The following is a 25,722-nucleotide window of genomic DNA, read 5'->3' on the forward strand; positions in this document are numbered from 1 at the left end:
AATGGCGTTGAGTTGATGACCTTTGATTGAAAGAGAGTGAATAATGAAAAAACTGACCAATATCCCTTTGAATTTCTTTACACCTATTTGTGTTTCTCAGTTCTTGAATACTGACAAACCTGTACCTAGCGCGAAAAAAATGTATTCTCGTGTGAGACTTTGCTTGCGTGAGGTATCTTTATCAGCCTTGCTTTTAGCCGTGTTCGCAATCGGGGCTCCCGTGACGGCAAAGGCTTCGTTGGAAGTCGGTGACCCGATTGAAGCTCGCCAACAAGCGTTTCAATCCATAGAAGAAACGAGCGATGAGGTCAGTTCAATGTTGAGAAAGAGCAATCCAGACTGGGCACAACTGCAAGAAGCCAGTCGAGCTTTGGTTACGCAAAGTGACATACTGATGGTGAGTTTTGATAAAGGAAGCGAAGGCGGTAAAGCCAAGAAAGATATCTGGAGCAAGCCAGTAAAATTTGAACGTTTGCTGCTTGAGATGAACGAAGGTTACCAAGAGCTGCTACAGGCGAGTTTAGAACAGAACATCTCTGGTGCGGAAAGTGGGTTAGATAAAGCCAATGGAACCTGTCGAGCATGTCATCGAAGCTATCGCTCTCGTTGGTAAATCATCAACGCCCAAGAGTGTTCACTGTTGGGCGTTTTGATGTTTGAATCGAGTAAAGGTTTAGAATCTATATGTTCTCACCTAGGCTGAAATAAGCCAAAACCTCATTTTCATTGTTGTATGTGAAATCCATTCGAACATTGATTCGCTCTTGGCGCATTAGGCGGTAGCGTAAACCAAGGCCGACCATAGAGAGTAAATCACTGTCATTGAAGCTGTGAAATGGGTCGGTTGGGTTTAAGCGTTCGCCAAACACCTTACCGACACCTGCTAACCCAACAACCGCGACATTGTTGAGAAAGTTAATACTGGAACCATTGATAGAGTATCGATACTCCAGTTCAAGGTTGGTCATGTGTGAGGCTATGTGGTCGCCAGCGACAAACCCACGTTGTACATCTCTACCTTGGCGGCCATAAGTGCTGTATGCGCTGCTAGGTGCTTGCTCGGCATCTAATAGATAACGCGCAACCCATCGACTGGCAATAATATGGTTATCGTTATGGGTGAGGCTATGGAAATAACGATAATCTGAAAATATCGACGAGTAGGTCTCTTCGTCATCATTACCTAACCAAGCTCCGTGGTTTTGGAAAGTTAGCTCAAATAGAAAGCCATGGTAAGGGTAGTAGTAGTGTTCACGCTCATCCCATAAGAACGACACTTTCGCGCCAACGTCTGGCTCGTACTCGTCACTAAACCCAGTCAGCTTTAATAGCAATTTATCTTTTGGAGTATCTGCTAAATAACGTGCGCTTGAGTAGTCAAGACCCAAACCGAAGTAGATGTTATCAAATACTTTAAAGTAAAAATCACCGTCAAATGAGTACTCTTGGTGGTTGGTATCCACAAGGTCGACCAAGGTGATATTGGTACTCGAATAGCCCATTTCTCCTGAGAAACGTATCGAATCACCACTTAGCAACAGATCAGCATTGCCCTTGATGTAGTAGCTGTCATTTAAGGTGTAGGTCAACGTTGCAGAGAGGGTGGATGCGTTTTTTGACTCGCCTTCGGCATAGAAATTATAGATAGGTACGATAGAGATACCGGTATCGACACTGGGATCGTAAAAGGGGATGGCAATAACGCGAAACTGGTCGTCGACAATTGGCTCGTTTGACTCTCGGGTATCCACTTCGAAAGCGAAACTACTGATGCAAGCAGTTGAAGAGAGAAGGGTCGTTGCCCAAAGAGAAGTTCGAGTCATTATTTGTATTACGTCCAGTGTAAAAGAGTTCGTGATTTATCTGCGTCTAATAATATCACGTACGGTCTACCTAATAATAGCTGTTAATGACAGGTTAAATGAGTGGGTTTGTATAGAATAAGGTAGCTGGTGCAGCTCGTTGAATATTGGTAAGGCGATTGAACAGCAATCAAGAGATTGATTAGCAGTCAATAGGTTGAATGAGCGGCACATAAAGATAATCTACGCACCGCTTAGGGCGAGGTTAGCCTAACTTGAATCGTTTGGAGTTGTATCTAGGTTGACTACTTTTTAATGGTAACCTTTGAGATAACAATGTCTTCGCACGGTACATCTTCATGGCCCCAACGTGTGGTGGTTGGTGCAACACCAATCTTTTCAACCACGTCCATACCAGCCGTTACTTTACCGAATACAGCATAGCCCCAACCAGCATTGGTGGTCGCAGTATGATCTAGGAAGTCGTTGTCATCGAGATTGATAAAGAACTGAGCCGTTGCCGAGTGAGGTGCATCAGTTCGCGCCATAGCGATAGAGCCGATAACGTTTTTTAAACCGCGATTTGCTTCGTTGACGATGGGTGCACGTGTTGGTTTTTCTGTCATATCAATCGTGTGACCACCACCTTGGATCATAAAGCCCTCGATCACTCGGTGAAAAGTTGTACCTTCATAAAAGCCGTCTTCGCAGTACTTTAAAAAGTTCTTTGAAGTAACAGGTGCTTTATCAAAGTTCAGTTCTATCTCGATGTCACCAAAGTTTGTCGTCAAAATGATCATAGATTTACTCGTTGTATTCGTGTTGCTAGATAAATGATGCGTGGAAGTATACGTCAACAATGCAGAACCGCCAGCAGTGATACTGGCGTTGAACTCTGCGTTTGTAAGATTAACGTTGGTACTGTTTTAAGAACATTTGCACGCTCGACTCAATAATATGATTGCGTTGAGTTGTATCTGGAGACGGTGCATGACCAATGATTTGCGGCCAAAATGCGAATGACTTAAGCAGTGCGATAAATTGTGTCGAGGCAAAGTGTGGGTCAAGCTCAATTAGACGCTCGTCAGCCAATGCAGCTTTTATCCACACCGTCAGACCACTTTCGGCTTGAGAGTATTTGTCCATTGCTTGCGCTGCGAGCTCTTTGTTGTGGAAATACTCTGAAAATAGGACTCTGGAAAGGTCAATGAACCCTTGAGACTCAAGTAGGTCAAGCTCTTGATTGGCAATCGTGGTGAGTTGCTCAGCTAATGGCAATTTTTGCTGATAAGGGAAGTGAGTGGCTGCTAGGGTTTTCGCCCAAATACTATCGAGAATTTCCTCCAACAATAGCTCTTTGCTGGCAAAGTGATTATAAACAGTACGCTTTGACACTTCGGCTCTTGCTGATATTTTATCCATGCTGGTGGATTTGTAGCCGTGCTCGGTAAACTCAGCAATCGCGGCCTCAACAATGGCTTCGCGTTTCTTTTGGCTTAGTGTTTTTTTAACGGTCATGATAAGTACAACTCAATCTAAAATTAGCACGGTATTCCATTATTTTACACTAACTAGTTTACCTTTAGTATGCGGGATTGTGCTTAATCCCTTTGCTTGGTTGTCTGGGTAGCATAGAATCGATAAAGGCTTTGATTTAGAGAGAAGAGAATTAGACATCAATGAGTAGTATTTTAGAATGTATTCGTACTGTCGGACGAGGAGAGAGAGGTCGTAAACCTCTTACGTTTGAACAGGCCTATCGCATCATGGATGAGTATTTGAGTGGTCAAGTTGGAGATGACCAGATGGCGATGCTACTGATGCTAATTCGCGTGCAGAATGAGACGAACGAAGAGATTGCCGGTTTTGTGAAAGCATTTCAATCTCGAGATCCGGATTTAGGCGCGGACATTGATTGGCCTTGCTATGCCGGTAAACGCAACGATTCGAGCAGCGGTAAGCCATGGAACTTACTGGCAGCGAGAATCTTAGCTGATAGTGGTTACAAGATTTTAATGCACGGCTATATGGATAAACCGAGTGGTCGAACACATGTAGAAACACACCTTCAAGATGTGAATGTGCAAAGTGCGAATAACCCAGAGCATGCCAAAGAGATTCTAGATAAAGAGGGCATAGCCTATCTTCCTCTAGCAAACTTTGCACCTGAAGCTCAAACCATGATTGGTTGGAAGCATCGTTACGGTTTGCGCACGCCAATCAATACCGTGGTTCGCGCACTTAACCCAGGTGGTGGTCGATTAGGTGTCCGTGGCAGTTTTCACCCAGGCTTCCCTCAGTTACACGCGGAAGTTGAGCATGTCATTGGTAATAAATCGCACTCGGTCATCTCATTTAAAGGCCAGAACGGTGAGTCGGAATATAACCCTAAGGTGAGCCAAACGGTTTGGTTGAGTTCTCCCGAGAAGGTGGAGTCGTTTTATTGGGAAGGCAGTATGCATGAAGGACTATCGCTACCAGATAGCTGTGTGTTTGGTACGCCAGAAGATGAAATGGAGATGATGGCCAACAGCGTAGTCGACACCATGACGGCCGTGTTGTTTGCTGAAACTCATGATAAACCTGAAGCGTATAAGCGTGCTTCTGAGCTTTGGGAAGCGTATTGCCGAAAGTAACAACTCATGACTAGGCCAGCAGTGCTGGCCTTTTTTGTACCTGCCGTTTATGGAAAAAGGTATTGAGCCTTTTAACCCTTAATGTGAACAATGAGTTATTTCGGTTGGTATAAACGTCAGCTTAAGGTTTTACGAATCGGCTAAAGTCAATTTCATGCTCTTTTTGATACTTTACGAGCTTAATCTTCAACTCCCGCTTGGCCGCGATTTCGACCGCTGCATAGGACATGCGGGTGATCTCTTCACTGCAATCTGAAATCAGTGGGCACTCTTTCTCATTGAAGCGGCCAACGAGGGTTTTATCGATGCCGTCTTTGTCTGAGTACACAAAAGCATAAAGGGCTTGATGGTGCTGCATATGTCTTTTACTGGCTGAAAATTGATGTAGGGGCAAGATTACAGGATCTAAAATTACAAAAAAGTATCAAAAAGTAATGGCTTGTAAGGAGTTGTCTGACGTTTATTACATCTATTTTTATGCGCTTCAGCCCTTATTCCACCTCACGTTTCTTCGAAATTAGGTTTTGCCTATCAATAAAATTGTTGAAATCCATTTAGTAAAATCAAGATTTTAGACAACAATTAACATATAGGTACAAGATAAGACCTGGCTAAGAGTTTTTAGGGAGAAAGCGATGAATTCGATTAAAGTGAAAGATTACATGACGCTGCAGGTTGTGACGTTCACTCCTGATATGCCGTTAAGTCTCGCGCTAGACAAAGTAATGCGCAGTCACCACATGGGTGGTCCCGTGATTGATGAAAGTGAGAAGGTGATTGGCTTCCTTTCAGAACAGGATTTGTTAGAGAAATTGGTTAAGGTGAGTTACTTCTGCCAAGACACACACACGGTGGGTGATTGCATGCATCCTGAGGTGCTGTCGGTATCTCCAGAACTTTCGATTATTGAATTGGCAGACTTAATGAAAGTGGGTAAGCCAAAAGCATACCCAGTCATCGATAATGACAGACTCGTTGGTATGATAACGCGTACTGATGTATTGAGAGCAATTGGTAAAAACTTAGATGATTGCTTCCAACATCCTGTATAATTCCTTGTTCGAAATGATTATTCTTACCGATTAATCTAAATTAACAAAAGGCGCACTGGCGCCTTTTGTTGTTTGTAGCGTTCTCACTGCTGCTACCTTTTCATAAACGGAGACGATTCATGACAAATCAAACGGCCAAGTTTGTCGAAGGTTCAACAATGCGCCATATCTTAGTGATGTCTGGTGCTGGATCTGTTGGTTTGATGGCTCTGTTTGTGGTCGATCTTCTCGATATGCTGTTTATTAGTATGTTGGGTCAGGTTGAGTTGGCCGCGGCTGTTGGTTTTGCTGGGACATTAACGTTCTTTTCAACCTCAGTTTCAATCGGTACCTCGATTGCAATGGGAGCATTGGTTTCTAAAGCCATTGGAGCTAAAGACCGAGACCACGCTAAACAGCTGAGTGTCAGCATTATGATGACGGCTTTTGTGATCAGTTCGGTCGTAACGGCGACAATGTATGTTCATATCCCTGAATTGTTGAGTGCGATAGGTGCACAGGGGTTGGCGGCAGAAAGAGCGCAAGCGTACTTGCAGATTCTGCTTCCTAGTGGCCCATTTTTAGCTCTGGCGATGGCTGCTGGTGCTGGGCTGAGAGCTGCCGGAGATGCTAAGCGCTCGATGTGGGCGACATTGTCGGGTGGTATCGTCAATGCGATTCTTGACCCACTATTTATCTTTGGGTTCGGTTGGAACATTGAAGGGGCAGCTTTAGCCTCGGTTATTGCTCGTTTCACCGTGCTTTATTTCTCTCTTTATCCGCTTATTCGTAGCCACGACTTAGTCGCGAAGCCATCAATTGCTCATTGGCGCTTCAATCTACGCCCAATTCTTGCGATTGCCTTGCCAGCCATTATCACCAATACCGCGACGCCAATAGGCAATGCGATCGTGACAACGGGCATCGCGCAATACGGTGAAGACTTTGTCGCTGGGTTTGCGGTGATTGGTCGTCTAACTCCGGTTTGTTTCGCGGTGATTTTTGCGTTATCGGGCGCTGTCGGTCCTATTATTGGGCAGAATTTTGGTGCTGAGCGCATGGATAGAGTTAAAGAAACGCTCAATAACTCTTTATTAGTGACAACGGCATACACGTTAGCGGTTTGTATCTTGCTTTACTTCTTACAGGACTTTGTGATTTTGATGTTTAGCCTACAAGGCGATGCTGCAATCATTGTTGCCGCTTTCTGTAGCTATGTTGCCATCACATTTACCTTTAATGGTGCGCTGTTTGTCGCCAATACTTCGTTCAACAATTTGGGTAAGCCTCTTTACTCTACCGCTCTAAATCTGGGTAAAGCCACACTTGGAACCTTGCCATTCGTTTATCTTGGTTCACACTGGTTCGGTGCCCTTGGTGTTCTTTATGGCCAAGCATTAGGTAATGTCTTGTTTGGTGTGCTCGGCATACTCGTATTGCGCTTCCATATAGCAGAGTTGATGAAAGGCTCTGAAGTCGAGGTTGAGCAAGAAGATGTGTCAATCGTAAGTCTTAACACGCAACCATTCTGTTCACATGACGCGGTATTGATCGATGATGTCTCGGCAAATAGAGAAGAGCTCAAAGACGCCAAACCTTAGTGAGCTTTCTTCTTATTTAATTGCAACTTCTCCTTGACCTTGGAGATGGCTCCAAGGTTTATACTTCAGGTGAACTGAGGGGGGTATTTGGTCTATCTCAACTAGACAGCCCCTTCAGCAGTCGAGTATTAAGGAGAATTTATTATGTGTGCAAAACATGCCGCGTGCCGCTCAACCAAAGTGGATATTCAAAATCAACCAGCGGCTTCAAGCTGCGGTAGCCCAAAAATTACCAGTATCACTGCTGCTTCTACGCCCTCATCTTCGTGCTGTGCAACGACGGAGTCTTCGGCTGGTGGAGAGAGTTGTTGTGGTTCAGACAGTGGAGAAGAGGACCGGCTGTCCTCAGTTGTCGAACTTCAAAGTAAGCTCACTCAAAGTTGGCTCGTCTCAGGTATGGATTGCCCAGCCTGCGCGCGAAAAGTAGAAAAAGCCGTATCAGCGATTCCCGGTGTCGTTGAAGCCAAGGTGCTGTTTGCGACAGAAAAATTGGTCGTAAAATACGATCAAGTTGAACTCACTGAAACCATTGAAACAGCCGTTCAAAAAACGGGCTTCAGTTTGAATGAAGTCGGCGCTAAGAAAAAGCAAGAGCCGACCACTTTCTGGCAATCTCACATTCAGCCAAACCTCCAAATTATTGCGATAGCAGCAGCGATGTTGTTCGCCGCTCTAATCAAAGATTTCAGCCCTGTTTTAAGTGAGCGATTGTTCATTGTCACTTGTTTACTAGGGCTTTACCCTGTCGCTAAACAAGCGGTGAAGCTTGCCCGCTCTGGTACTCCGTTTGCTATTGAAACCTTGATGAGTGTTGCTGCATTAGGTGCTCTGTATCTGGGTGAGACAGTAGAAGCGGCAATGGTTCTGTTGTTGTTCTTAATTGGCGAGCGCTTAGAAGCGTTTGCTTCCTCTCGCGCACGCAGCGGTGTGCAAGCATTGATGGCGTTGGTGCCTGAGAATGCCACTCAAATTATTGATGGTGAACGTGTCGAAGTTGCAGTGACGGAACTGAAACCTGGTGATGTCATTGAAGTCTCTCCTGGTGCTCGACTGCCAGCAGATGGCCAATTGATTACTTACGCCGCTAGCTTTGATGAGAGTGCGCTCACTGGTGAATCCGTGCCTGTCGAACACATCAAAGGCAACGCTATTATGGCTGGCGCAGTGGTGGTTGATAAAGTCGTTCGTATCACAATCACCTCAAAACAAGGTGAGAATGCGATAGACCGAATTCTTCACTTGATTGAAGAAGCTGAGTCACGCAAAGCGCCATTAGAGCGATTTTTAGATAAGTTCAGCCGTTGGTATACGCCGTTAATGATGTTTGTCGCATTGATGGTGATTGTTATTCCACCGAGTTTGTTTGCTCAGCCTTGGGAAACTTGGGTTTATCGCGGCCTCGCGCTATTGCTGATTGCGTGTCCATGCGCGCTGGTTATCTCTACACCGGCTGCAATTACCTCTGGCTTGGCGGCTGCGGCAAAACGTGGTGCATTGATTAAAGGCGGTGCGGCATTAGAACAGTTGGGTAAAGTTGAGACCATCGCGTTTGATAAAACTGGAACCCTAACTGAGGGTAAGCCTCAAGTTACTGATGTGATGCCTTTGCAAGGTTGGCAAGAGCAACAGCTATTGCGTGTCGTGGGAGCGATTGAAATAGGGTCAAGTCATCCATTAGCACTGTCTCTTGTTAATAAAGTGAAAGACATGGGAATTGCTATTCCTGAGTCTGAGAGCAAGCGCGCTCTTATCGGTAGTGGTGTTGAAGGTGATGTCGATGGGCTGACTTATCAAGTGCTTTCACCATCGAAAGTGACGTTTGCACTTGATTCTTCAGTGCAACAACAAGTCGCTTCACTTGAGATGCAAGGCAAAACAGTCGTGGTTGCCGTAGAACAGTCTCAAACCGTGATTGGTTTGATTGCTTGGCAGGATACACTGCGCAGCGATGCGAAGGCTGCAGTTGAACGTTTAAGCCAGTTAGGCGTCGAGTCGATAATGCTAACGGGCGACAACCCTCGTAGCGCAGAGGCAATCAGCTCAGTCGTTGGTATGCAATACAAGGCAAGCTTATTACCAGCGGATAAAGTGAGCTACGTTGAAGAGCTCACTCGTCGTTCTCACGTTGCTATGGTGGGGGATGGCATTAATGATGCTCCCGCAATGAAAACCGCGAATGTTGGTATTGCAATGGGCGGAGGTACCGACGTCGCGCTTGAAACCGCCGACTCAGCGCTCACTCATAACCGTTTGACTGAACTGCCAGCGATGATTGAGTTATCACAAGCGACCATGAGAAACATTCGCCAGAACGTGGCATTAGCGTTGGGCTTAAAAGGCGTTTTCTTGGTGACGAGCCTGTTTGGCATTACTGGCTTATGGGTAGCGGTACTCGCTGATAGTGGGGCAACGGCACTGGTGACGCTCAATGCTCTAAGACTATTAAGATTTAAGTCAAAAGCTGACTAAGATAGCGTCGTATTAGTTACAGAACGCCTCTGGGTTATTAAGCGCATATCGTCTGATTTGCGTTTTATGAACTAGAGGCGTTTTTTTCGTCATTATTATGCAACGAAGCTGGTCGATTACGGTAAAAGTGTGATGCCAATCGGTTTTTCGTGAAACCTGCATGTATGTTGCGTGGATAGGTGTGACGCTTGTCACTTCATTTTGTAAATAGCTTGGTTAGAGTAAACACGTACCCCACAAACTTATAATGCGCTTAGATAAGGGTGATGAACACTCAATAAGCCACAAGGAGCAAACTATGTCTCAAGCTGTTTTCCACTTAGGTATTACTGAAGCTGATCTTCAAGGTGCGACACTAGCGATCATCCCAGGTGATCCAGCACGTGTACAAAAAATTGCTGATGAAATGGAAAACCCAGTATTTCTAGCAAGCCACCGTGAGTACACACTGTACCGCGCTGAGCTAGATGGTAAGCCTGTGGTTGTTTGTTCTACTGGTATTGGTGGTCCATCTACATCCATCGCTGTAGAAGAACTAGCGCAACTTGGTGTACGTACTTTCCTACGTGTTGGTACAACTGGTGCAATCCAACCACACGTAAACGTGGGTGACATGATTGTAACAACGGGTTCTGTTCGTCTAGACGGTGCAAGCCTGCACTTTGCTCCAATGGAGTTCCCAGCGGTAGCTGACTTCGAAATTGCAACGGCAATGAAAGCGGCAGTAGAAGAGTCTGGTGCAACAGTTCACACTGGTGTAACGGCATCAAGTGATACGTTCTACCCAGGTCAAGAGCGTTACGACACGTTCTCTGGCCGCGTTGTTAAGCGTTTCCAAGGTTCTATGCAAGAGTGGCAAGACATGGGCGTTCTTAACTTCGAAATGGAATCTGCAACGCTGCTAACTATGTGTGCAAGTTCTGGTCTGAAAGCGGGTTGTGTAGCGGGTGTTATCATCAACCGTACACAGAAAGAGATTCCTGATCACGCGACATTGAAAGAGACTGAAGCACGTTCAATCAAAGTGGTTGTAGAAGCTGCTCGTAAAATGCTGTAATCGAACGTATTCGAACATCTCTATCCTCACGTGATAGAGGGATTTGAATGGTTAAAAGCTGCGCTTAATGGTGCAGCTTTTTTGTATCTGTCGATCAGCGTTAGTGTGAGAATCTAGGCACATAAAAAAGGCGCATGATGCGCCTTTAATGTATGAGAGGTGAAACCTTTGACCGCTAGTAGCTTAGTAGATTACTAGATTAGTACTCTAAATCCTCGTGACCACCTGCGGCAGCGAACCAAGATGTCAGGTGAGTTTTGAGGTCTTTCAACTCATCAGGCCCAATCAAAGCCAAACCTAAATCTTCTGCACGGGTGATGTCGTTATGACGCAGAGGGCGGAAGCTCACCAGCATTGCTCGAGCTTGAAGGCCACCCAGTAAATCACGTAGCGATTCTAACTTGTATAAGGTGTCGTCGCCGTCGTCACGCATACCCTTGGTCTTACACTCGATGATGTGCAGTTTATTATTTACAACCGATGCGACATCCAGTTCGTTACGAACTTCACGTTCACCTAGCTGGCGGTAAACCTGAACGTTCAACGAACGGTCTTGAATGGTTGGCATGTCATCTTGAATCTGTTTGACCGTGCTATGTACCAGAGTTTCCAGCCATTCACCATTCGAGAAACGACGCGCGTCTTCATTGGCGAAGGTTAAAATACCGTCTTGATAAGTCGCAATCTTTGCTTCAACGAGATCGGTAAGCAGCATGTTCAGCTCGCGATAGCCTTGTTGTTTTTCAGAAAGCTCAACATCCAGCTTTTGCTCTTTACGACACGTAGTTGCTAGGTAATTCAGTGTTGCTAAGCCAGGGCCTAATTCAAGGGCATTACTCGCCCAACGCTCACCCAGTTCGTAGAGTTTCTGATCCAGCTGAGGTGGCAGTTCGAAGTCGTTAAATTCGCCGCGAGCACCAAACACGGTTAGGTAGTCATCAATGGTGATGCGGTCTTGAACTTGTGCGTCTTCTTTACCATTTGGGTATAACCAACACAGTTTGTCACTGTTTGGTTCAACCACGAAAATCGGCCAGTGATAAGTGCGAAATACTTCGTAAACAGAGAGCAGGCGATGTCTTAGGCCACAACTTGCGTTAAGTTTGACTTCTTGGCCACGTGCTTTGAGGTCTTCGGCTAAGTTTTGAATCGATTCTTTAATGACAGAGGTGTTGACGATGGTAGGAATTTCAAAGAACTCACTCGTAATGTCGCGCTTTTGGAGTACAGAGTGAAGACGCAGATACATGCCTTCTTGAGTCTTATCGCCGATAAAGACAATGTGAGAACTGACGGTTCGATTATCCAATAAAGGGGTAATCAACCTAATGGGGTCTTGATCAATAATGCCAACGTGAACAGCCATATAAATTCCTTAATATTGGCTCGCTCAAAATGGGATCGTAACGGAAAGCAGCAAGCCATAATACTCATATAATGACAAAGCCTTAAAAAAACAAGGGTAACCTTTGATAAAAGTTACCCTTGTTCAGTCAGTTAACGATTTGGTGCGAGCAAAGTCTTACCTTTATTCGCTTTAAAGTGGACCTAAAGTTTGAATTGGTGCACTAAATCTCCTTGTTGGTTAGCAAGAATCGTGAGGTTTTCACTCGCTTGAGCAATTGACGACATCGCTTGATAACTTGCATCTGCAATGTGGTTGATGTCTTCAATATTGCGTGCAATGTCGCTCGATGTCTCACTTTGTTCTGCGGCCGCTTGAGAAATATGTGTACTCATGTGGCTGATCTCTAAGATAAGCGCCTGAATCTCTTCCATCGCGCTATTGGCATTGGAAGCCTGTTCAACCGACATCTCCATATCGTTCATACAGCTTTCAATCACATTACCTGCTGTCTTAGAGCTTGATTGTAAGTTGCTGATCATGGTTTCAATCTCAGAGGTAGATTGTGTTGTTTTCTGTGCTAGAACACGAACCTCGTCTGCGACTACCGCGAAGCCTCGGCCTTGTTCACCGGCACGTGCAGCTTCGATAGCGGCATTCAGTGCAAGTAGGTTGGTTTGTTCTGCGATACCACGAATCACATCAAGGATAGAGCCGATCTGGCTGCTCATCTGTTGCAGTTCACCCACTGCGACAACCGACTCATTAAGGCGTGTCTCAAGCTGGTTAATCGTGCTGATGTTGGTGTTCATGATTTGACGACCAGATTCAGACGCAGACTCGACCTGTTGAACCATGGTCAATGAGCTTTGTGCGCTGCTTGCTACTTCTTGCACCGAATGTGACATCTCTGTCATTGCGGTTGCCACATTAGCGGTCTGTTCACGCTGATTGCTCAGTTGACTTTGTGTTGTTGAAGAGGTCTTTTGGTTGATGCTTGCCGTTTCCGTTAGCTCGTCAGACGCTTCATTCAGCTTGACTAGAATGTTGTGTAGGTTATCTGCCAGCGTATTGATGTGGCGGCTCACACGGCTAAATTCGTTGTCGTAACGAATATCGATGCGTTTGGTCATATCACCTTGAGTCAGACCTTCAAGCGCATGCAAAATGCGAGTCAAAGGCTCGCGCACACTGTGTGCAATGTGATAACCAATCGCTGCTGCAAATACAGTCACCACAACACCAATTGCGATGGCTTTCATCAGGCCTTGGTCGTAGACTTCCCCCGCCTCAGCCAAAGAATTATCCAGTTGTTCACCAGCGGTCACGTTGAATGAGTCCAGTACAGCCATTGCTTTGTCAACATCGACGGCTAAGTTAGCAATGTTGATGTATAGCGCTTTTTTCGCTTGTAGGTAGTTGTTGTGTTTATCGAGTACGCCACCTTTTTGGCCTACATCTTTGGTAAACTTCTGTACTGACTCATCGAAAGCACCCTTTAGCTCAGGCAGTTGAGTCGTTAAGCCACGGTATGCGTAGTTGAGGTGCGTAACCGCCTTCTTGTTTTTGTTTACAGCGCTTTGCACCAACTCGACGTCTGAACTCGCGAGTGCGTCAGAGGTGATGACCTCCGCATCTTTTAGTTTAATGAAGTAGCTTTTCGCCATTACCTTAACAGAGATGCTTTTCTGATCGGCAACATACTCTTTCATACCAACTGTGAGTTCTGAGTGCAGGCGTTGGAACTCGCGCGAAGCTTTCTGCACTTGCTCTTGAGCAACAAACATCGCGACGTAGTTGTTCATCGCCTCTTCTGCTTCTGAGAAGTAGCGTTCTTCTAGCTGTTTTAACTGCTCAACACGTTCTACAAGGACAGGGTTGGTCGCACTGGCAACCTCAAGCTCTTGAAGAACGGAGGAGAATGCTTGTTGTGATTGAGCAAACTCGCTGCGCATCTCTGTCATGCGCTCTTGATTCTGTGTGGTGAGGTAATCTTTGAATGATTTATCCGCAGAGAGTAATTGCACACTGGTTTGGTTAGAGAGAGTGACGAGAGGCAGCGAAGACTTAGAGACGCTTTCGAAATTACTGTGTATCTGATTCATGCTGCTCATCATGATTGTAATCGTAATTGCAAACATGATGATGATCAGTGCGAAGCCCGCGTACATGCGTTTTATCACTGAGCCTTTCATGGCCATTCTCCCTAAAAATAAAATACAGACCGAAAATCCGGTCCAAAACAAAGTAACAAAAGTGTCAGCATTCTATTGAGTTCCAGTCACACATTTTATGACGCACCCGTCAAAAATAGCTCTCAGTAATTTATGGCATAACATTCTTTTGCCCTTGATAGGGTTTTCTTTGATTTGAACACTGTTTTTTATTATGCTTTGGCTCAGGTTGATTGAGGTTTCTAGTGGCTTGACGCATACTCAAAGCTCTTAGAAGTAAATGTTTTATTGGAGAAAAACATGGCTGAAGAAACCATTTTTAGCAAAATAATCAATAAAGAAATTCCAGCAGATCTTCTTTACCAAGACGATTTGGTTACCGCGTTTCGTGACATTAATCCTCGTGCGCCAAGCCATATCCTGATTATCCCAAACAAGCTGATTCCAACTGCAAATGATGTGGAAGCGGAAGATGAAGCGATGATGGGACGCTTATTTACGGTTGCTCGTAAGCTGGCTAAAGAAGAGGGCATTGCAGAAGATGGTTACCGACTGATTGTGAATTGTAACTCTCACGGTGGCCAAGAAGTTTATCATATTCATATGCACCTCGTAGGTGGTCGCCCTCTTGGCCCACTATTAATGAGCTAATTGAAAAAATTGACTTTCTATACCAACTTTATGCGTGAACTGTAGTCCAAAGCATCGGTTGGTATAGATAGGCAGGAGTAAATCTTTGAAACAGTACGTTAAGTTCGTTTCAGTCGCGATGATGTCCGCATTGACTGTCGGGTGTGCAAGTATGTCTGCGGGGAACTTGTTTAGTCACTATAGCGCTCAAAACCAGAGCGTGTATCAAGCGCTGAGAGCGGGTGATTACTCAGAAGCTCAACAAGAGCTACCCGATTACGCAGCAGGCGACATTCTGGATAACCTTGAAAAAGGCCGTGTATATTTACTAGACCAACAATACGCAGAGAGTAAGTCTTGGTTCGAGCAAGCAGACCAAGCCGTAAGAGTTCAGCAAGATAAAGCCGTGGTGTCGGTGACAGACAGCGCTGCTAGTGTGGGTGCATTAGCCGTTAATGACAACATTACCGAATATACCCCAGCCGATTATGAGTTAGGCTTTCTTCATCTTTATCTTGGATTGAATTATCTCAAACAGAATGATTTAGAGGGTGCATTGGTAGAAATGCGCCGAGCTAACCAAGTTCAGGAGCAAGCAAAGAAGCAACGTGAAGCAGAACTTCAGCGCGCAGCAAATGATGCGAGGTCTCAAGGGCTTTCAGCGAACGTGGGTAGCATTCTTTCAAATTACCCAGACGCAGGTAAAAAGCTGCAATCAGTGCAAAATGCCTATTTGATGTTCTTGTCTGGCCTGCTTTATGAGGCGTCTAATGACCTTAACAGTGCTTACGTTGATTATCGACGCGCATTGGCGGTGATGCCTGATAACCAACAAATAATCGAACGCACTATGCTGGTAGCTCAGCGTTTAGGTATGCGTGAAGATTTAGCGAAGCTGAAGAAACGCTACTCAATGCCAGCGTCTCTTCATTCTGGTGAAGGACGAGTGATCGTCTTAGATGAGCAGAGCGTTGTACAAGCAATGGACAGTTGGCGTCTAGATTTACCGGTTTATGACAGTCGCGACCAAGGCGCCATATATTCTCTAGCTCTGCCATACTATTCAAAGCAGCCAAATGAACGATTTACATCGATTCGTATCAATGGCACTTCGCTTAACGGCAGTTTGTTGACCGATGTAGACGCCATGGCACAGAACGATTTATCTGAGCGCCTGCCGGGTATTGTTATTCGTCAAGCACTGCGAGTGGTCGCAAAAGACCGAATTCGTAAAGAAGCGACGAAGGGTGATGATGTCGGCAACTTGTTGTTCAATGTTTGGAATACCCTGACTGAACAACCAGATACTCGCAGTTGGCAGTCGCTGCCTGCTCAAGTGAAGAGCAGCACCTATGTGGCAGCGTTGGGTAACTACACGTTAGAAGCGGGCGGCAAGTCATATCAGTTTGATGTGCGAGAAGGGCAAACCACGCTGGTTTGGGTTTCTCGTCAAGGGAACAACGCCACCATGTGGCACAAGCAGCTAGGGAGGCTGTAATGAAAAAGTGGTTAGTGAGCTTAGCGGCTGTAGCAGCCTTAGCCGGTTGTGCAGAGAACACAGCGGGCGTACGTGTTGATGGCCTAACGCAAAACGTATTTTTTGGTGACAAGGTACTAGGTAGTCGACTGCTAGTTGATGATGTTAGAACCGACCAAGTAGACGGTCATACTCGTGGACTTGTGCGTCTGACTAGTGAATACAAGGGTGATCAGAACATCCTCTATCGCTTTTATTGGTATGACGATGCAGGCCTAGAGGTGAATTTGAAACAAGGGCCTTGGAAGCAAGCCATTGTGCGTGGTTTTGAAACCATCACCTTGTCAGAGATTTCAGTAAACCCGAAAGCAACACAGTTTAGAGTGCAGTTTCGGGAACAGTAATAATTAACGGTTCCGTTGAACATGATGATAACCGTTCAACTGAGCCCCTAAAATTTATGGGTAGGGCGTTGTCTTACTCGGATATGTGAGGAAATAAAATGAAAAAGAGTGTCATTGCGCTATTAGGATTGGCTGTAATTCTAGGCGGTTGTTCAAACAAAGTAAGTTATGGTGATGCGCAAGCAGTAGAAACCACGACCATCGATTTCGGTTCTACAGACCTTCAAACGATTGCTGGTGAAATGGTTGATAGCATGATGGCTTCTGGTTCGGTTTCTTACATTACCCGTGATCAGCGTCCGATCGTGTTTGTAGAGCGCATTAAGAACAAAACCAGTGAACATATCGATACTGAGTCAATCACAGACACAATCAGTACTAAAATGTTGAACTCAGGTAAGTTCCGCTTCGTTGATATGGATCGTGTAGAGTCAGTTCGTGATCAACTGAATTTCCAAAACAACGACGAACTTGTTAACCAGAGCTCAGCGATTCAGTTCGGTAAGATGGTCGGCGCTCAATACATGCTTTACGGCAACCTATCAAGCATCGTTAAGAAAGACGGTAGTGACCAAGACGTGTACTACAAAATGACAATGCGTTTAATGGATCTTGAGTCTGGTCTAATCGAGTGGGCAGACGAGACAGAAATCCGTAAGCAAAAGTCTAAGAGCCTACTGGGTCTATAATTCAGTCTGAGTAGCGATAGATGTGGTATACCCGTTATGAGTGATGTGCGCTCTTTACGCTACACCAAGACTAAGTGACAATAAAAGACACCTGCGGTTGACGTTGGTGTCTTTTTTATAGGGAGAACAGAGAATATGGCGATTTTTAGCTGGGATGAAGCCAAAAAGTTAGATGTGAGTTTAGGCTCACTTGATGACTATTTCGATGTATCTCCTGTCAAAGCACAAACGCTAACTGGTGGCCTGACTAACCGTTGTTGGAAGATTGAAGCATCCGATGGGCAAGCTTTTGTTTGGCGACCGATCACATCAATCACAGAAGCATTCTGTATCTCTCGACATGAAGAGTATCAAGTGCTTTCAGCAATAGAACAACTGCAGATTGCACCTCAGCCAATTACCATCAACAAGCAAGGTTTGCTGGTCGAGTGGGTTGAAGGCGACACCATTCACGATAACCTTTCACTTCAGCAGTTAATGCGAACGTTAGTGTCTGTACATTTAGTGAACACTTCACGATTGCCTTTGCATCCTTTTTGCTTTACCGCTCGCGTTGACCACTATTGGCTGAGGCTTGATAAAGAACATAGAAGTGAAGAGTTTGAAACGATTTACCAACAGTGGCGCTCCGCACCTAGCCTCCCTCCAATGGAAAACACACTCTGTCATTTTGACCTTGGTGGTTACAACCTCGTACGTCAGGATAGTGAGATAAAGATTATTGATTGGGAGTATGCTGCACTGGCGGATCCTCGACTTGATTTAACGCTGACTATTTCAGTCGCCAATGAGTCAGTAGAAGAGGCCGTCAAACAATACTGTCAATTTAGAGGCATTCACGACACACAAGCATGGATAGATGGTGTCAAAGCTTGGCTACCACGCAGTAAAATGATGGCGATGCTTTGGTATTTGCTAGCCCACCAGTTGTGGGGGGATGAACAATACCTGCATGAAGCGCGAGCACTCAGTTGCACTTTCTGTAGCTAGGATCACGTTTAGGATGGGAAAAATGCAAATTCAGATATCTGTACTTTAAAACCTTATTTTTCATGTTAGATTTATCAAAACGTACCAGCATTTTACCAGGGAGGTACAATGATTATTTACCTACATGGCTTCGACTCAACAAGCCCGGGCAACCACGAAAAAATACTGCAGTTGCAATTCATTGACGATGACGTTCGTTTCATTAACTACAGTACTCTACATCCGAAACACGATATGCAGCACTTGCTTAAAGAAGTGCACAAAGTGATTGAACAGTCTGATGATCCACACCCGATAATCTGTGGTGTTGGTTTAGGTGGTTATTGGTCTGAGCGCATCGGTTTCTTATGTGGCATCAAACAGGTGATCTTTAACCCGAACCTAAGACCAGAAAAAAACATGGTTGGTAGGATTGACCGTCCAGAAGAGTACGAAGATATTGCAACAAAGTGTGTCAGCCAATATCGAATGAAGAACAAAGATCGTTGTTTAGTTGTACTGTCTCGTGAAGATGAAATTCATGACAATAGTAAAACGGCCGCGGAGCTGGAAGACTATTATCAGATCATTTGGGATGAGAAAGAGAGCCATAAATTCAAGAAGATTTCTCAGCATTTACAAGCGATGAAAGCCTTCAAAAACGCTTAACTTTCTATAAAACTTTTAGTCAAAAAGCAGTGCTCTAACAAGCGCTGCTTTTTTTGTGTTCAACTTATTTGTAACGTGAATGAAAATGACGCAAACGTTAGCTATTTTTCTTCGAAACCTCATTGAAGGTAAGGATTTTAGTTGCGGTCACGTTTTTGCTCTATATAATGTTCGGTAATAAAATATTTTGATAAATATCAAAAAAAATTGAGAGCGAGTCATAAACTTGCCCATTTTTCGCGCTATGCCTCGCAGGTAAGTGCATTTTATCCACGTGAACACACTAAAGCAGATGACTTTAGTCTTAGCCCCTCTAAACACTCGGTGATAGGAAACGAATCGATTCTTCCCACTGCGACAACGCAGGTTATCGAGTAGAAAACAGAATTTATCGGTTGGAGCAATCGAGCCGAGCCCCATTTATTTATTTTGTAGAGGACTGTCATCGTGACAAAAATTATCGTAGTAGGCGGTGGTGCTGGTGGTTTAGAACTAGCAACCAAGCTAGGGCGCACCCTAGGACGCAAGAAACGCGCAACGATTACATTGGTTGACCGCAAAGCGAGTCACCTTTGGAAACCGTTACTGCATGAGGTAGCAACAGGCTCTTTAGATGAAGGTGTCGACGCATTAAGCTACCGTGCACATGCAAAGAATCACTACTTTGATTTCCAAATGGGTAGCCTTAACGATATCGATCGTGAGCGTAAGGTTATCGCCCTAAGCGAACTTCGTGATGAAAGTGGCGAGCTACTGATGCCAAGCCGTGAGCTGGAATATGACATTCTAGTTATGGCAATCGGTTCAACGTCGAATGATTTCAATACTCCTGGTGTTCGCGATAACTGTATCTTCCTAGATAGCCCTGAGCAGGCGCACCGTTTCCGTACCGAGATGAACAATGAGTTCTTGAAGCTGCATGCTAAGAACGGTCAGGGTACGGTAGACATCGCGATTGTTGGCGCAGGTGCAACGGGTGTAGAGCTTTCTGCTGAACTGCATAACGCGGTAAAAGAGCTACGTACCTACGGTTTTGGCGACCTAGATTCAAGCAAGCTTAACGTGAACCTAGTTGAAGCGGGTGAGCGTATTCTTCCTGCGCTACCTCCACGTATTTCAAGTGCAGCGCATTCAGAGTTAACTAAACTTGGCGTGAATGTTCGTACTACGACTATGGTGACTCAAGCTGACGCTGATGGTCTTACGACTAAAGATGGCGAGAAGATCCCAGCTCAGATCATGGTTTGGGCAGCGGGCATCAAGGCACCTGACTTCATTAAAGATATTGGCGGTCTTGAGACAAACCGTATCAACCAGTTGGTGGTAAAAGATACGCTGCAGGCAACGCGTGATGACGATATTTTCGTTATTGGTGACTTAGCACAATGCACACAAGCGGACGGTTCTTTTGTGCCACCGCGAGCACAAGCGGCACACCAAATGGCAAGCTGCGCATTCAGCAACATCATTGCAAAACTAAATGGTCGTGATCTGAAGGCTTACATCTACAAAGATAAAGGCTCTCTGGTTTCTCTTAGCCGCTTCTCGACAGTAGGTAGCTTAATGGGCAACCTGACTAAAGGTTCAATGATGGTTGAAGGTCGTATCGCTCGAGTAGTTTATATCTCGCTTTATCGTATGCACCAAATGGCGCTACATGGCGTGATTAAGACATCACTGATGATGTTGGTAGGCCGTATTAACCGCGTACTGCGTCCAAACCTGAAGCTGCACTAATCAGCTTAAAACGGTTATGACAAAAAAAGAGCTCCTGAGAGCTCTTTTTTTATGCTTTGTACAAAATGCTAGGCGATTATCGCTTAGGTTGCGCATCAATGCACTGGCCATGTACGTCTGTCACACTTGGATTCATCAAGTGCAGGTACAGAGGCATAATGTCCAATGGTGTTTTAAGCTTGTTCGCATCTTCACCTGGGTACGCTTTAGCACGCATACGTGTTTGAGTCGCACCAGGGTTAATCGCGTTTACACGCAGTGCTGTGCCTTCAACTTCATCCGCTAAGATCTGCATCATGCCTTCAGTCGCGAATTTTGAGATGGCGTAAGAGCCCCAGAACGCGCGGCCAGAGTGGCCAACCGTTGAAGAGGTGAAAACAATACGACCCGCTTCCGCTTTCTTGAGTATAGGCAGCAGAGCTTGAGTCATTAGGAACTCAGCCTTCACGTTAATCTGCATAACATCATCAAACGTGTCTTCTTCGATTTGGTCGAATGGGCTCAGTGTACCAAGTACACCTGCGTTGTGTAGTAGACCATCTAAACGACCGAACTGAGACTCGATAGTCTCGGCCATGTCGATGTAGTTCTGTTTTGTGGCACCCTTAAGGTCCAGCGGGATGATTGCAGGTTGTGGGTAACCTGCCTTTTCGATTTCGTCGTAAATAAACTCAAGGTTTTTCACGTTACGGCCGAGCAAAATTACAGTCGCACCGTGTTGAGCAAAACTTAGTGCAGCTTGGCGGCCAATACCGGCTCCAGCGCCTGTAACCAAAATTACTTTATCTTTGAGGGCATCTGTAGAGATTGGGTAATCCACTGTGCTTATCCTTCTTTTTTATGTTCGTCATTCCATTGATGTTTAATCACACAGATAACCGCAGGAATGATTAGAAATTCTTGGTAATCGTGACAAGATGGTTACAATACACTAATTCGTACATTAGGGGATATGACATTGGAATTTTTGTTGGACTACGGCTTGTTTTTAGCCAAGATTGCGACTGTTGTAATCGCCATTATTGCAATTTTAGTGATTGCGAAATCGGTGGGTGGCAAATCAAGCGCGATAAAAGGTGAGCTGGAAATCACTAACCTATCTGATCACCACAAGCAGACGATAGAGCAGCTAGAGCATCACTTACATGATGATGCGTTCATCAAGGCTCGTGATAAAGCTGAAAAGAAAGCGGAAAAAGAGAAAACCAAGTCACGCGGCAAAGAAGTTAAGAAAGCGGCGAAAGAGGGGGAGCTAGACAGCAAGCGTGAACCGCACCTATTTGTTTTAGAATTCAATGGCAGTATCGATGCTAAGGAAGTCGCTTCTCTTCGTGAAGAGGTAACAGCGGTACTCGCTGTGGCTCGTGAGGGCGATGAAGTATTGCTTAAGCTTGAGTCTGGTGGCGGCATGGTTCATGGCTATGGTCTAGCGTCTTCTCAACTTGATCGCATTAAAGCAGCGGGTCTTCCTTTGACTATCTCTGTTGATAAAGTTGCTGCAAGTGGCGGTTACATGATGGCGTGCATTGCCGATAAGATTGTTTCAGCGCCTTTCGCGATTGTGGGTTCTATCGGTGTTATTGCTCAGCTACCTAACTTTAATAAGCTACTGAAAAAGTACGATATTGAATTTGAACAGCTAACGGCAGGCGAATACAAGCGCACACTGACGATGTTTGGTGAGAACAACGATAAAGCGCGTGAGAAGTTTAAGCAGGAGCTTGAAGAGACTCATGGCTTATTTAAAGACTTTATTCGTGACCACCGCCCTGAGTTAGATTTAGAAAAAGTGGCGACAGGTGAGCACTGGTTTGGTACTCAAGCTCATGCTCTGGGTTTGGTCGATGAGATCCGTACTTCTGACGACATCGTTGTTGATGCGTGTAAAGAGAAGACAGTTCTCGCTATCCATTACGTTCAAAAGAAGAAGCTTTCAGACAAGCTTGCTGGCGTAGCGGGTAAGTCGGCAGATAACATTTTGCTTAAGCTGATTGAGCGTGGTCAAAAGCCAATCGTATAAGTATCGGTTCCTTAATAGGAAGCCTCTTGTATAAAAAGTGAAAGCGCACTGGTATTAGCCAGTGCGCTTTTTTATTTGATGAACGTAATGTGGTGATGGGTCTAGTTAGATCTTCGAGCCGTAATCATTACGCTTTGGGCACGTTGCTAGAATCTCCCTATGTCCCGTGTCTTTCAGCTCTTCTAAGACCACGTCAAAGCCCCACAAGCGATAAAGATGCTTCATTACCTCGTCATAGCCTTTATCTAGGGGAATGCGGTCGTGAGGCACGTATTGTAGAGTCATTGAACGGTCGCCTCGCACATCTACGTTAAAGACTTGAATGTTTGGCTCTAGGTTACTCAAGTTGTATTGTGCGGCGAGCTTTTCACGGATCATTCGATAGCCCATTTCATCATGAATCGCACTCACTTCAATCACGCTCTTGCGGTCATCGTCGAGTATAGAAAATAACTTAAAGTCACGGATGATTTTGGGTGATAGATATTGACTGATAAAGCTCTCATCTTTGAAGTTGTGCATGGCAAAGTGCACCGCCTCAAGCCAATCGCTACCAGCTAACTCAGGGAACCACTCCTTATCTTCATCTGTTGGGTTTTCACAGATTCGGCGGATATCTTGAAACATCGCAAAGCCAAGTGCGTAAGGGTTAATTCCGCTGAAGTAAGGGCTGTTGTATGGCGGTTGTGCCACAACACTGGTATGACTGTGGAGAAACTCTAAGATGAACTTGTCGCTAACTAGACCTTCATCGTAGAGGTGGTTCAAAATCGTATAGTGCCAGAAGGTTGCCCAGCCTTCGTTCATCACTTGAGTCTGTTTTTGTGGGTAGAAATATTGGCTGATTTTGCGCACGATACGAACACACTCACGTTGCCATGGTTCTAGCAGTGGGGCATTTTTTTCAATGAAGTAGAGGATGTTTTCCTGGGGTTCACTTGGGAAGCGAACCTTCTGTTCTTCCTCTTTATCTCGATTCTTCGGTACGGTGCGCCACAGTTCATTAACTTGAGACTGTAGGTACGCCTCTCGCTCTTGTTGACGTGCTGTTTCTTCTGCGATGGAGATCTTTTCAGGGCGTTTGTAGCGGTCTACACCGTAGTTCATTAACGCGTGACATGAGTCGAGTAGCTGCTCAACCTCTGAGACGCCGTACTTTTCTTCACAATCTGCGATGTACTTTTTCGCGAACAGAAGATAGTCGATGATGGAGCTAGCATCCGTCCATGTTTGGAAAAGGTAGTTACCTTTAAAGAAAGAGTTGTGGCCGTAACAAGCGTGCGCCATCACGAGCGCCTGCATGGTCACCGTATTCTCTTCCATCAGGTAGGCGATACATGGATTAGAGTTAATCACGATTTCGTAAGCAAGCCCCATCTGGCCGTGCTTATAGTTTTGCTCTGTTTGGATGAACTTTTTACCAAACGACCAGTGGTTGTAATTAATCGGCATACCAATACTGGAGTAGGCATCCATCATCTGCTCAGAGGTAATAACCTCAATCTGATTAGGGTAGGTGTCGAGTCGGTAGTACTCCGCAACACGTTTGATCTCGACGTGGTATTGTTCTAAGAGATTAAACGTCCAATCAGGGCCGTCTGGTAGCCTCTTGCCCTTGTTGTTATTCGCAGGGCTATCTTTCTCTGCAACTTTGGATTCTGTTGTCATGAAAAGCCTCCTTACGCTGTCTCTTTCTGGAACAGTTCTCTGAATACTGGGAAGATATCTTCCACCGTTTTTATGTTTTTCATGGCGAAATTATCGAAGGTCGCTTCTAGCTTTTCATACTCATGCCATAACGTTTGATGTGAGCGACGAGTAATCTCGATATAAGAATAGTATTGGCACGTAGGCAGTAGTTTTTTGACCAGTAGTTCTTTACAGCGTGGTGAATCGTCTGCCCAGTTGTCACCATCGGACGCTTGTGCTGCGTATATGTTCCACTCATTGGCTGGGTAGCGCTCTACGACAATCTCATCCATCAGCTTAAGTGCGCTGGATACAATCGTGCCACCAGTCTCTTGAGAATAGAAAAACTCGTGTTCATCGACTTCTTTTGCCTGTGTATGGTGGCGAATAAATACGACGTCTACGTTCTCATAGGTTCGGTTCAAGAACAGGTACAGTAATACATAAAAGCGTTTCGCTATGTCTTTGGTTGCTTGATCCATCGAGCCAGAAACATCCATCAGACAGAACATTACCGCTTGGCTGGATGGAATAGGGCGCTTCTCATAGTTTTTGTAGCGCAGGTCGAACGTATCAATGAAAGGCACACTCTCAATTTTCTTCCTCAGTTCAGCGATCTCTTCTTTTAATCGCGTCTCTTCGAAAGGTTGAGCAGGTTCTGTCATTTGTACTTTGTCTAACTGTTCCATCAATGAGTTTAGTTCGCGGCGCTTACCTGCAGTCATCGCGGTTCTTCGAGCGAGCGATTGTTGCAGTGAACGAACTACCGCAATATTTGATGGAATACCTGCAGTTTGATAACCAGAGCGGTGTGTTTTCCACTCGGTGATTTTGTTTATCTGATTCTTTTCTAAGTTAGGCAGCTCAAGATCTTCGAACAGAATATCAAGGTACTCGTCTTTGGATATTTGAAAGATAAATTCATCTTGTCCTTCGCCATCCGGACTCGCTTCACCTTGTCCAGAGCCACTACCTTGTCCACCACCTTTTGGACGTTCGATTTTATCGCCAGTGATGAATTGGTCGTTACCTGGATGGACGCGCTCTCTTACGCCCCCTTGCCCCTGATGGAAGCTTGGCTCTTTGATGTCTTTATGCGGAATAGAGACATCTTCACCCGTCTCTGTATTGGTGATTGAGCGACGGTTAACAGCATCTGCTACCGACTCTTTGATTTGCTCTTTGTGGCGTCGAATAAAGCGCTGCCTGTTTACTGCGCTCTTGTTCTTACCGTTGAGCCTCCGATCAATAAATTGTGCCATAAGAATTCCCTCTCAAATTTTCGTCGTGAACCTACTTCTTGTGAGTAGTGGAGCTGCCCTC

23 protein-coding genes are annotated in these 25,722 nt (G+C 45.2%); 14 read left to right on the top strand and 9 right to left on the bottom strand.

Annotated features, from left to right (window positions below; genetic code table 11):
• Positions 1 to 43: 43 nt before the first annotated feature.
• On the top strand, positions 44 to 613 hold the full coding sequence (locus OCV50_RS04860) for a c-type cytochrome (protein WP_261903844.1): 570 nt from the start codon (positions 44 to 46) through the stop codon (positions 611 to 613).
• A 67-nt stretch (positions 614 to 680) separates the two neighbouring features.
• On the opposite strand, the gene OCV50_RS04865 is transcribed toward OCV50_RS04860, so the two are convergent.
• From OCV50_RS04865 to OCV50_RS04875, 3 genes are all read right to left on the bottom strand, one after another.
• A complete protein-coding gene (locus OCV50_RS04865; RefSeq protein WP_261903845.1) occupies positions 681 to 1,823 on the bottom strand; it encodes a BamA/TamA family outer membrane protein in 1,143 nt (380 codons plus the stop codon).
• Between the two features lie 284 nt (positions 1,824 to 2,107).
• Complete coding sequence (locus tag OCV50_RS04870) at positions 2,108 to 2,602, bottom strand: peptidylprolyl isomerase (protein WP_239840550.1); 495 nt, start codon at positions 2,600 to 2,602, stop codon at positions 2,108 to 2,110.
• Between the two features lie 109 nt (positions 2,603 to 2,711).
• The gene (locus OCV50_RS04875) at positions 2,712 to 3,320 is read right to left on the bottom strand and encodes a TetR/AcrR family transcriptional regulator (RefSeq protein WP_239840551.1); all 609 of its coding nucleotides are present in this window, start codon (positions 3,318 to 3,320) and stop codon (positions 2,712 to 2,714) included.
• A 161-nt stretch (positions 3,321 to 3,481) separates the two neighbouring features.
• Between OCV50_RS04875 and OCV50_RS04880 the strand changes: the two genes are divergently transcribed.
• Entirely contained in the window at positions 3,482 to 4,438 is a 957-nt protein-coding gene (locus OCV50_RS04880; protein WP_261903846.1) for a glycosyl transferase family protein, read from the top strand.
• A gap of 121 nt (positions 4,439 to 4,559) precedes the next feature.
• Here OCV50_RS04880 and OCV50_RS04885 read toward each other — a convergent pair whose 3' ends face one another.
• Positions 4,560 to 4,796 (bottom strand): hypothetical protein, encoded by a 237-nt coding sequence (locus OCV50_RS04885; RefSeq protein WP_261903847.1) that lies wholly within the window; start codon positions 4,794 to 4,796, stop codon positions 4,560 to 4,562.
• A 277-nt stretch (positions 4,797 to 5,073) separates the two neighbouring features.
• Between OCV50_RS04885 and OCV50_RS04890 the strand changes: the two genes are divergently transcribed.
• The 4 genes from OCV50_RS04890 (at position 5,074) to udp (ending at position 10,596) form a co-directional block, all read left to right on the top strand.
• A complete protein-coding gene (locus OCV50_RS04890) occupies positions 5,074 to 5,490 on the top strand; it encodes a CBS domain-containing protein (protein WP_239840554.1) in 417 nt (138 codons plus the stop codon).
• Between the two features lie 119 nt (positions 5,491 to 5,609).
• A complete protein-coding gene (locus OCV50_RS04895) occupies positions 5,610 to 7,070 on the top strand; it encodes an MATE family efflux transporter (RefSeq protein WP_261903848.1) in 1,461 nt (486 codons plus the stop codon).
• A gap of 144 nt (positions 7,071 to 7,214) precedes the next feature.
• Entirely contained in the window at positions 7,215 to 9,539 is a 2,325-nt protein-coding gene (locus OCV50_RS04900) for a zinc/cadmium/mercury/lead-transporting ATPase (protein WP_261903849.1), read from the top strand.
• Positions 9,540 to 9,837: 298 nt separating this feature from the next.
• Positions 9,838 to 10,596, top strand: a complete 759-nt coding sequence (gene udp / locus OCV50_RS04905) for a uridine phosphorylase (protein ID WP_261903850.1) — start codon at positions 9,838 to 9,840, stop codon at positions 10,594 to 10,596.
• A 199-nt stretch (positions 10,597 to 10,795) separates the two neighbouring features.
• On the opposite strand, the gene OCV50_RS04910 is transcribed toward udp, so the two are convergent.
• Entirely contained in the window at positions 10,796 to 11,962 is a 1,167-nt protein-coding gene (locus OCV50_RS04910) for a DUF1887 family protein (RefSeq protein WP_032549507.1), read from the bottom strand.
• Positions 11,963 to 12,144: 182 nt separating this feature from the next.
• Entirely contained in the window at positions 12,145 to 14,136 is a 1,992-nt protein-coding gene (locus OCV50_RS04915) for a methyl-accepting chemotaxis protein (protein WP_261903851.1), read from the bottom strand.
• Between the two features lie 279 nt (positions 14,137 to 14,415).
• Between OCV50_RS04915 and hinT the strand changes: the two genes are divergently transcribed.
• The 7 genes from hinT to OCV50_RS04950 all read left to right on the top strand — a co-directional run bounded on the left by hinT (position 14,416) and on the right by OCV50_RS04950 (position 20,690).
• A complete protein-coding gene (gene hinT / locus OCV50_RS04920) occupies positions 14,416 to 14,766 on the top strand; it encodes a purine nucleoside phosphoramidase (RefSeq protein WP_150871736.1) in 351 nt (116 codons plus the stop codon).
• A gap of 151 nt (positions 14,767 to 14,917) precedes the next feature.
• Complete coding sequence (locus OCV50_RS04925; protein ID WP_390905144.1) at positions 14,918 to 16,243, top strand: COG3014 family protein; 1,326 nt, start codon at positions 14,918 to 14,920, stop codon at positions 16,241 to 16,243.
• On the top strand, positions 16,243 to 16,626 hold the full coding sequence (locus OCV50_RS04930) for a YcfL family protein (protein ID WP_239840560.1): 384 nt from the start codon (positions 16,243 to 16,245) through the stop codon (positions 16,624 to 16,626). Before OCV50_RS04925 ends, OCV50_RS04930 begins: the two co-directional genes overlap by 1 nt.
• A 98-nt stretch (positions 16,627 to 16,724) precedes the next feature.
• Positions 16,725 to 17,315 carry a penicillin-binding protein activator LpoB gene (gene lpoB / locus OCV50_RS04935; RefSeq protein ID WP_239840561.1) on the top strand — a complete coding sequence of 197 codons (591 nt, stop codon included), beginning with the start codon at positions 16,725 to 16,727 and terminating at the stop codon, positions 17,313 to 17,315.
• A 135-nt stretch (positions 17,316 to 17,450) separates the two neighbouring features.
• The gene (locus tag OCV50_RS04940) at positions 17,451 to 18,305 is read left to right on the top strand and encodes a phosphotransferase (RefSeq protein ID WP_261903853.1); all 855 of its coding nucleotides are present in this window, start codon (positions 17,451 to 17,453) and stop codon (positions 18,303 to 18,305) included.
• Between the two features lie 108 nt (positions 18,306 to 18,413).
• Positions 18,414 to 18,953, top strand: coding sequence for an alpha/beta hydrolase YcfP (ycfP, locus tag OCV50_RS04945; protein ID WP_032549500.1), 540 nt, complete (start codon positions 18,414 to 18,416; stop codon positions 18,951 to 18,953).
• A 447-nt stretch (positions 18,954 to 19,400) separates the two neighbouring features.
• Positions 19,401 to 20,690, top strand: a complete 1,290-nt coding sequence (locus OCV50_RS04950; protein WP_239840563.1) for an NAD(P)/FAD-dependent oxidoreductase — start codon at positions 19,401 to 19,403, stop codon at positions 20,688 to 20,690.
• A 76-nt stretch (positions 20,691 to 20,766) separates the two neighbouring features.
• Here the strand turns inward: OCV50_RS04950 and OCV50_RS04955 are convergent, their stop codons facing one another.
• Positions 20,767 to 21,510, bottom strand: coding sequence for a YciK family oxidoreductase (locus tag OCV50_RS04955; RefSeq protein ID WP_261903854.1), 744 nt, complete (start codon positions 21,508 to 21,510; stop codon positions 20,767 to 20,769).
• A 132-nt stretch (positions 21,511 to 21,642) separates the two neighbouring features.
• On the opposite strand from OCV50_RS04955, the gene sohB reads away from it, so the two are divergent.
• Positions 21,643 to 22,710, top strand: a complete 1,068-nt coding sequence (gene sohB, locus OCV50_RS04960; protein ID WP_261903855.1) for a protease SohB — start codon at positions 21,643 to 21,645, stop codon at positions 22,708 to 22,710.
• Positions 22,711 to 22,815: 105 nt separating this feature from the next.
• Here sohB and OCV50_RS04965 read toward each other — a convergent pair whose 3' ends face one another.
• Positions 22,816 to 24,378, bottom strand: coding sequence for a SpoVR family protein (locus OCV50_RS04965; protein WP_261903856.1), 1,563 nt, complete (start codon positions 24,376 to 24,378; stop codon positions 22,816 to 22,818).
• Positions 24,379 to 24,389: 11 nt separating this feature from the next.
• Positions 24,390 to 25,661, bottom strand: a complete 1,272-nt coding sequence (locus OCV50_RS04970; protein WP_261903857.1) for a YeaH/YhbH family protein — start codon at positions 25,659 to 25,661, stop codon at positions 24,390 to 24,392.
• Positions 25,662 to 25,722: the final 61 nt, after the last annotated feature.

Source organism: Vibrio fortis, from assembly GCF_024347475.1.
GTDB lineage: Bacteria > Pseudomonadota > Gammaproteobacteria > Enterobacterales > Vibrionaceae > Vibrio > Vibrio fortis.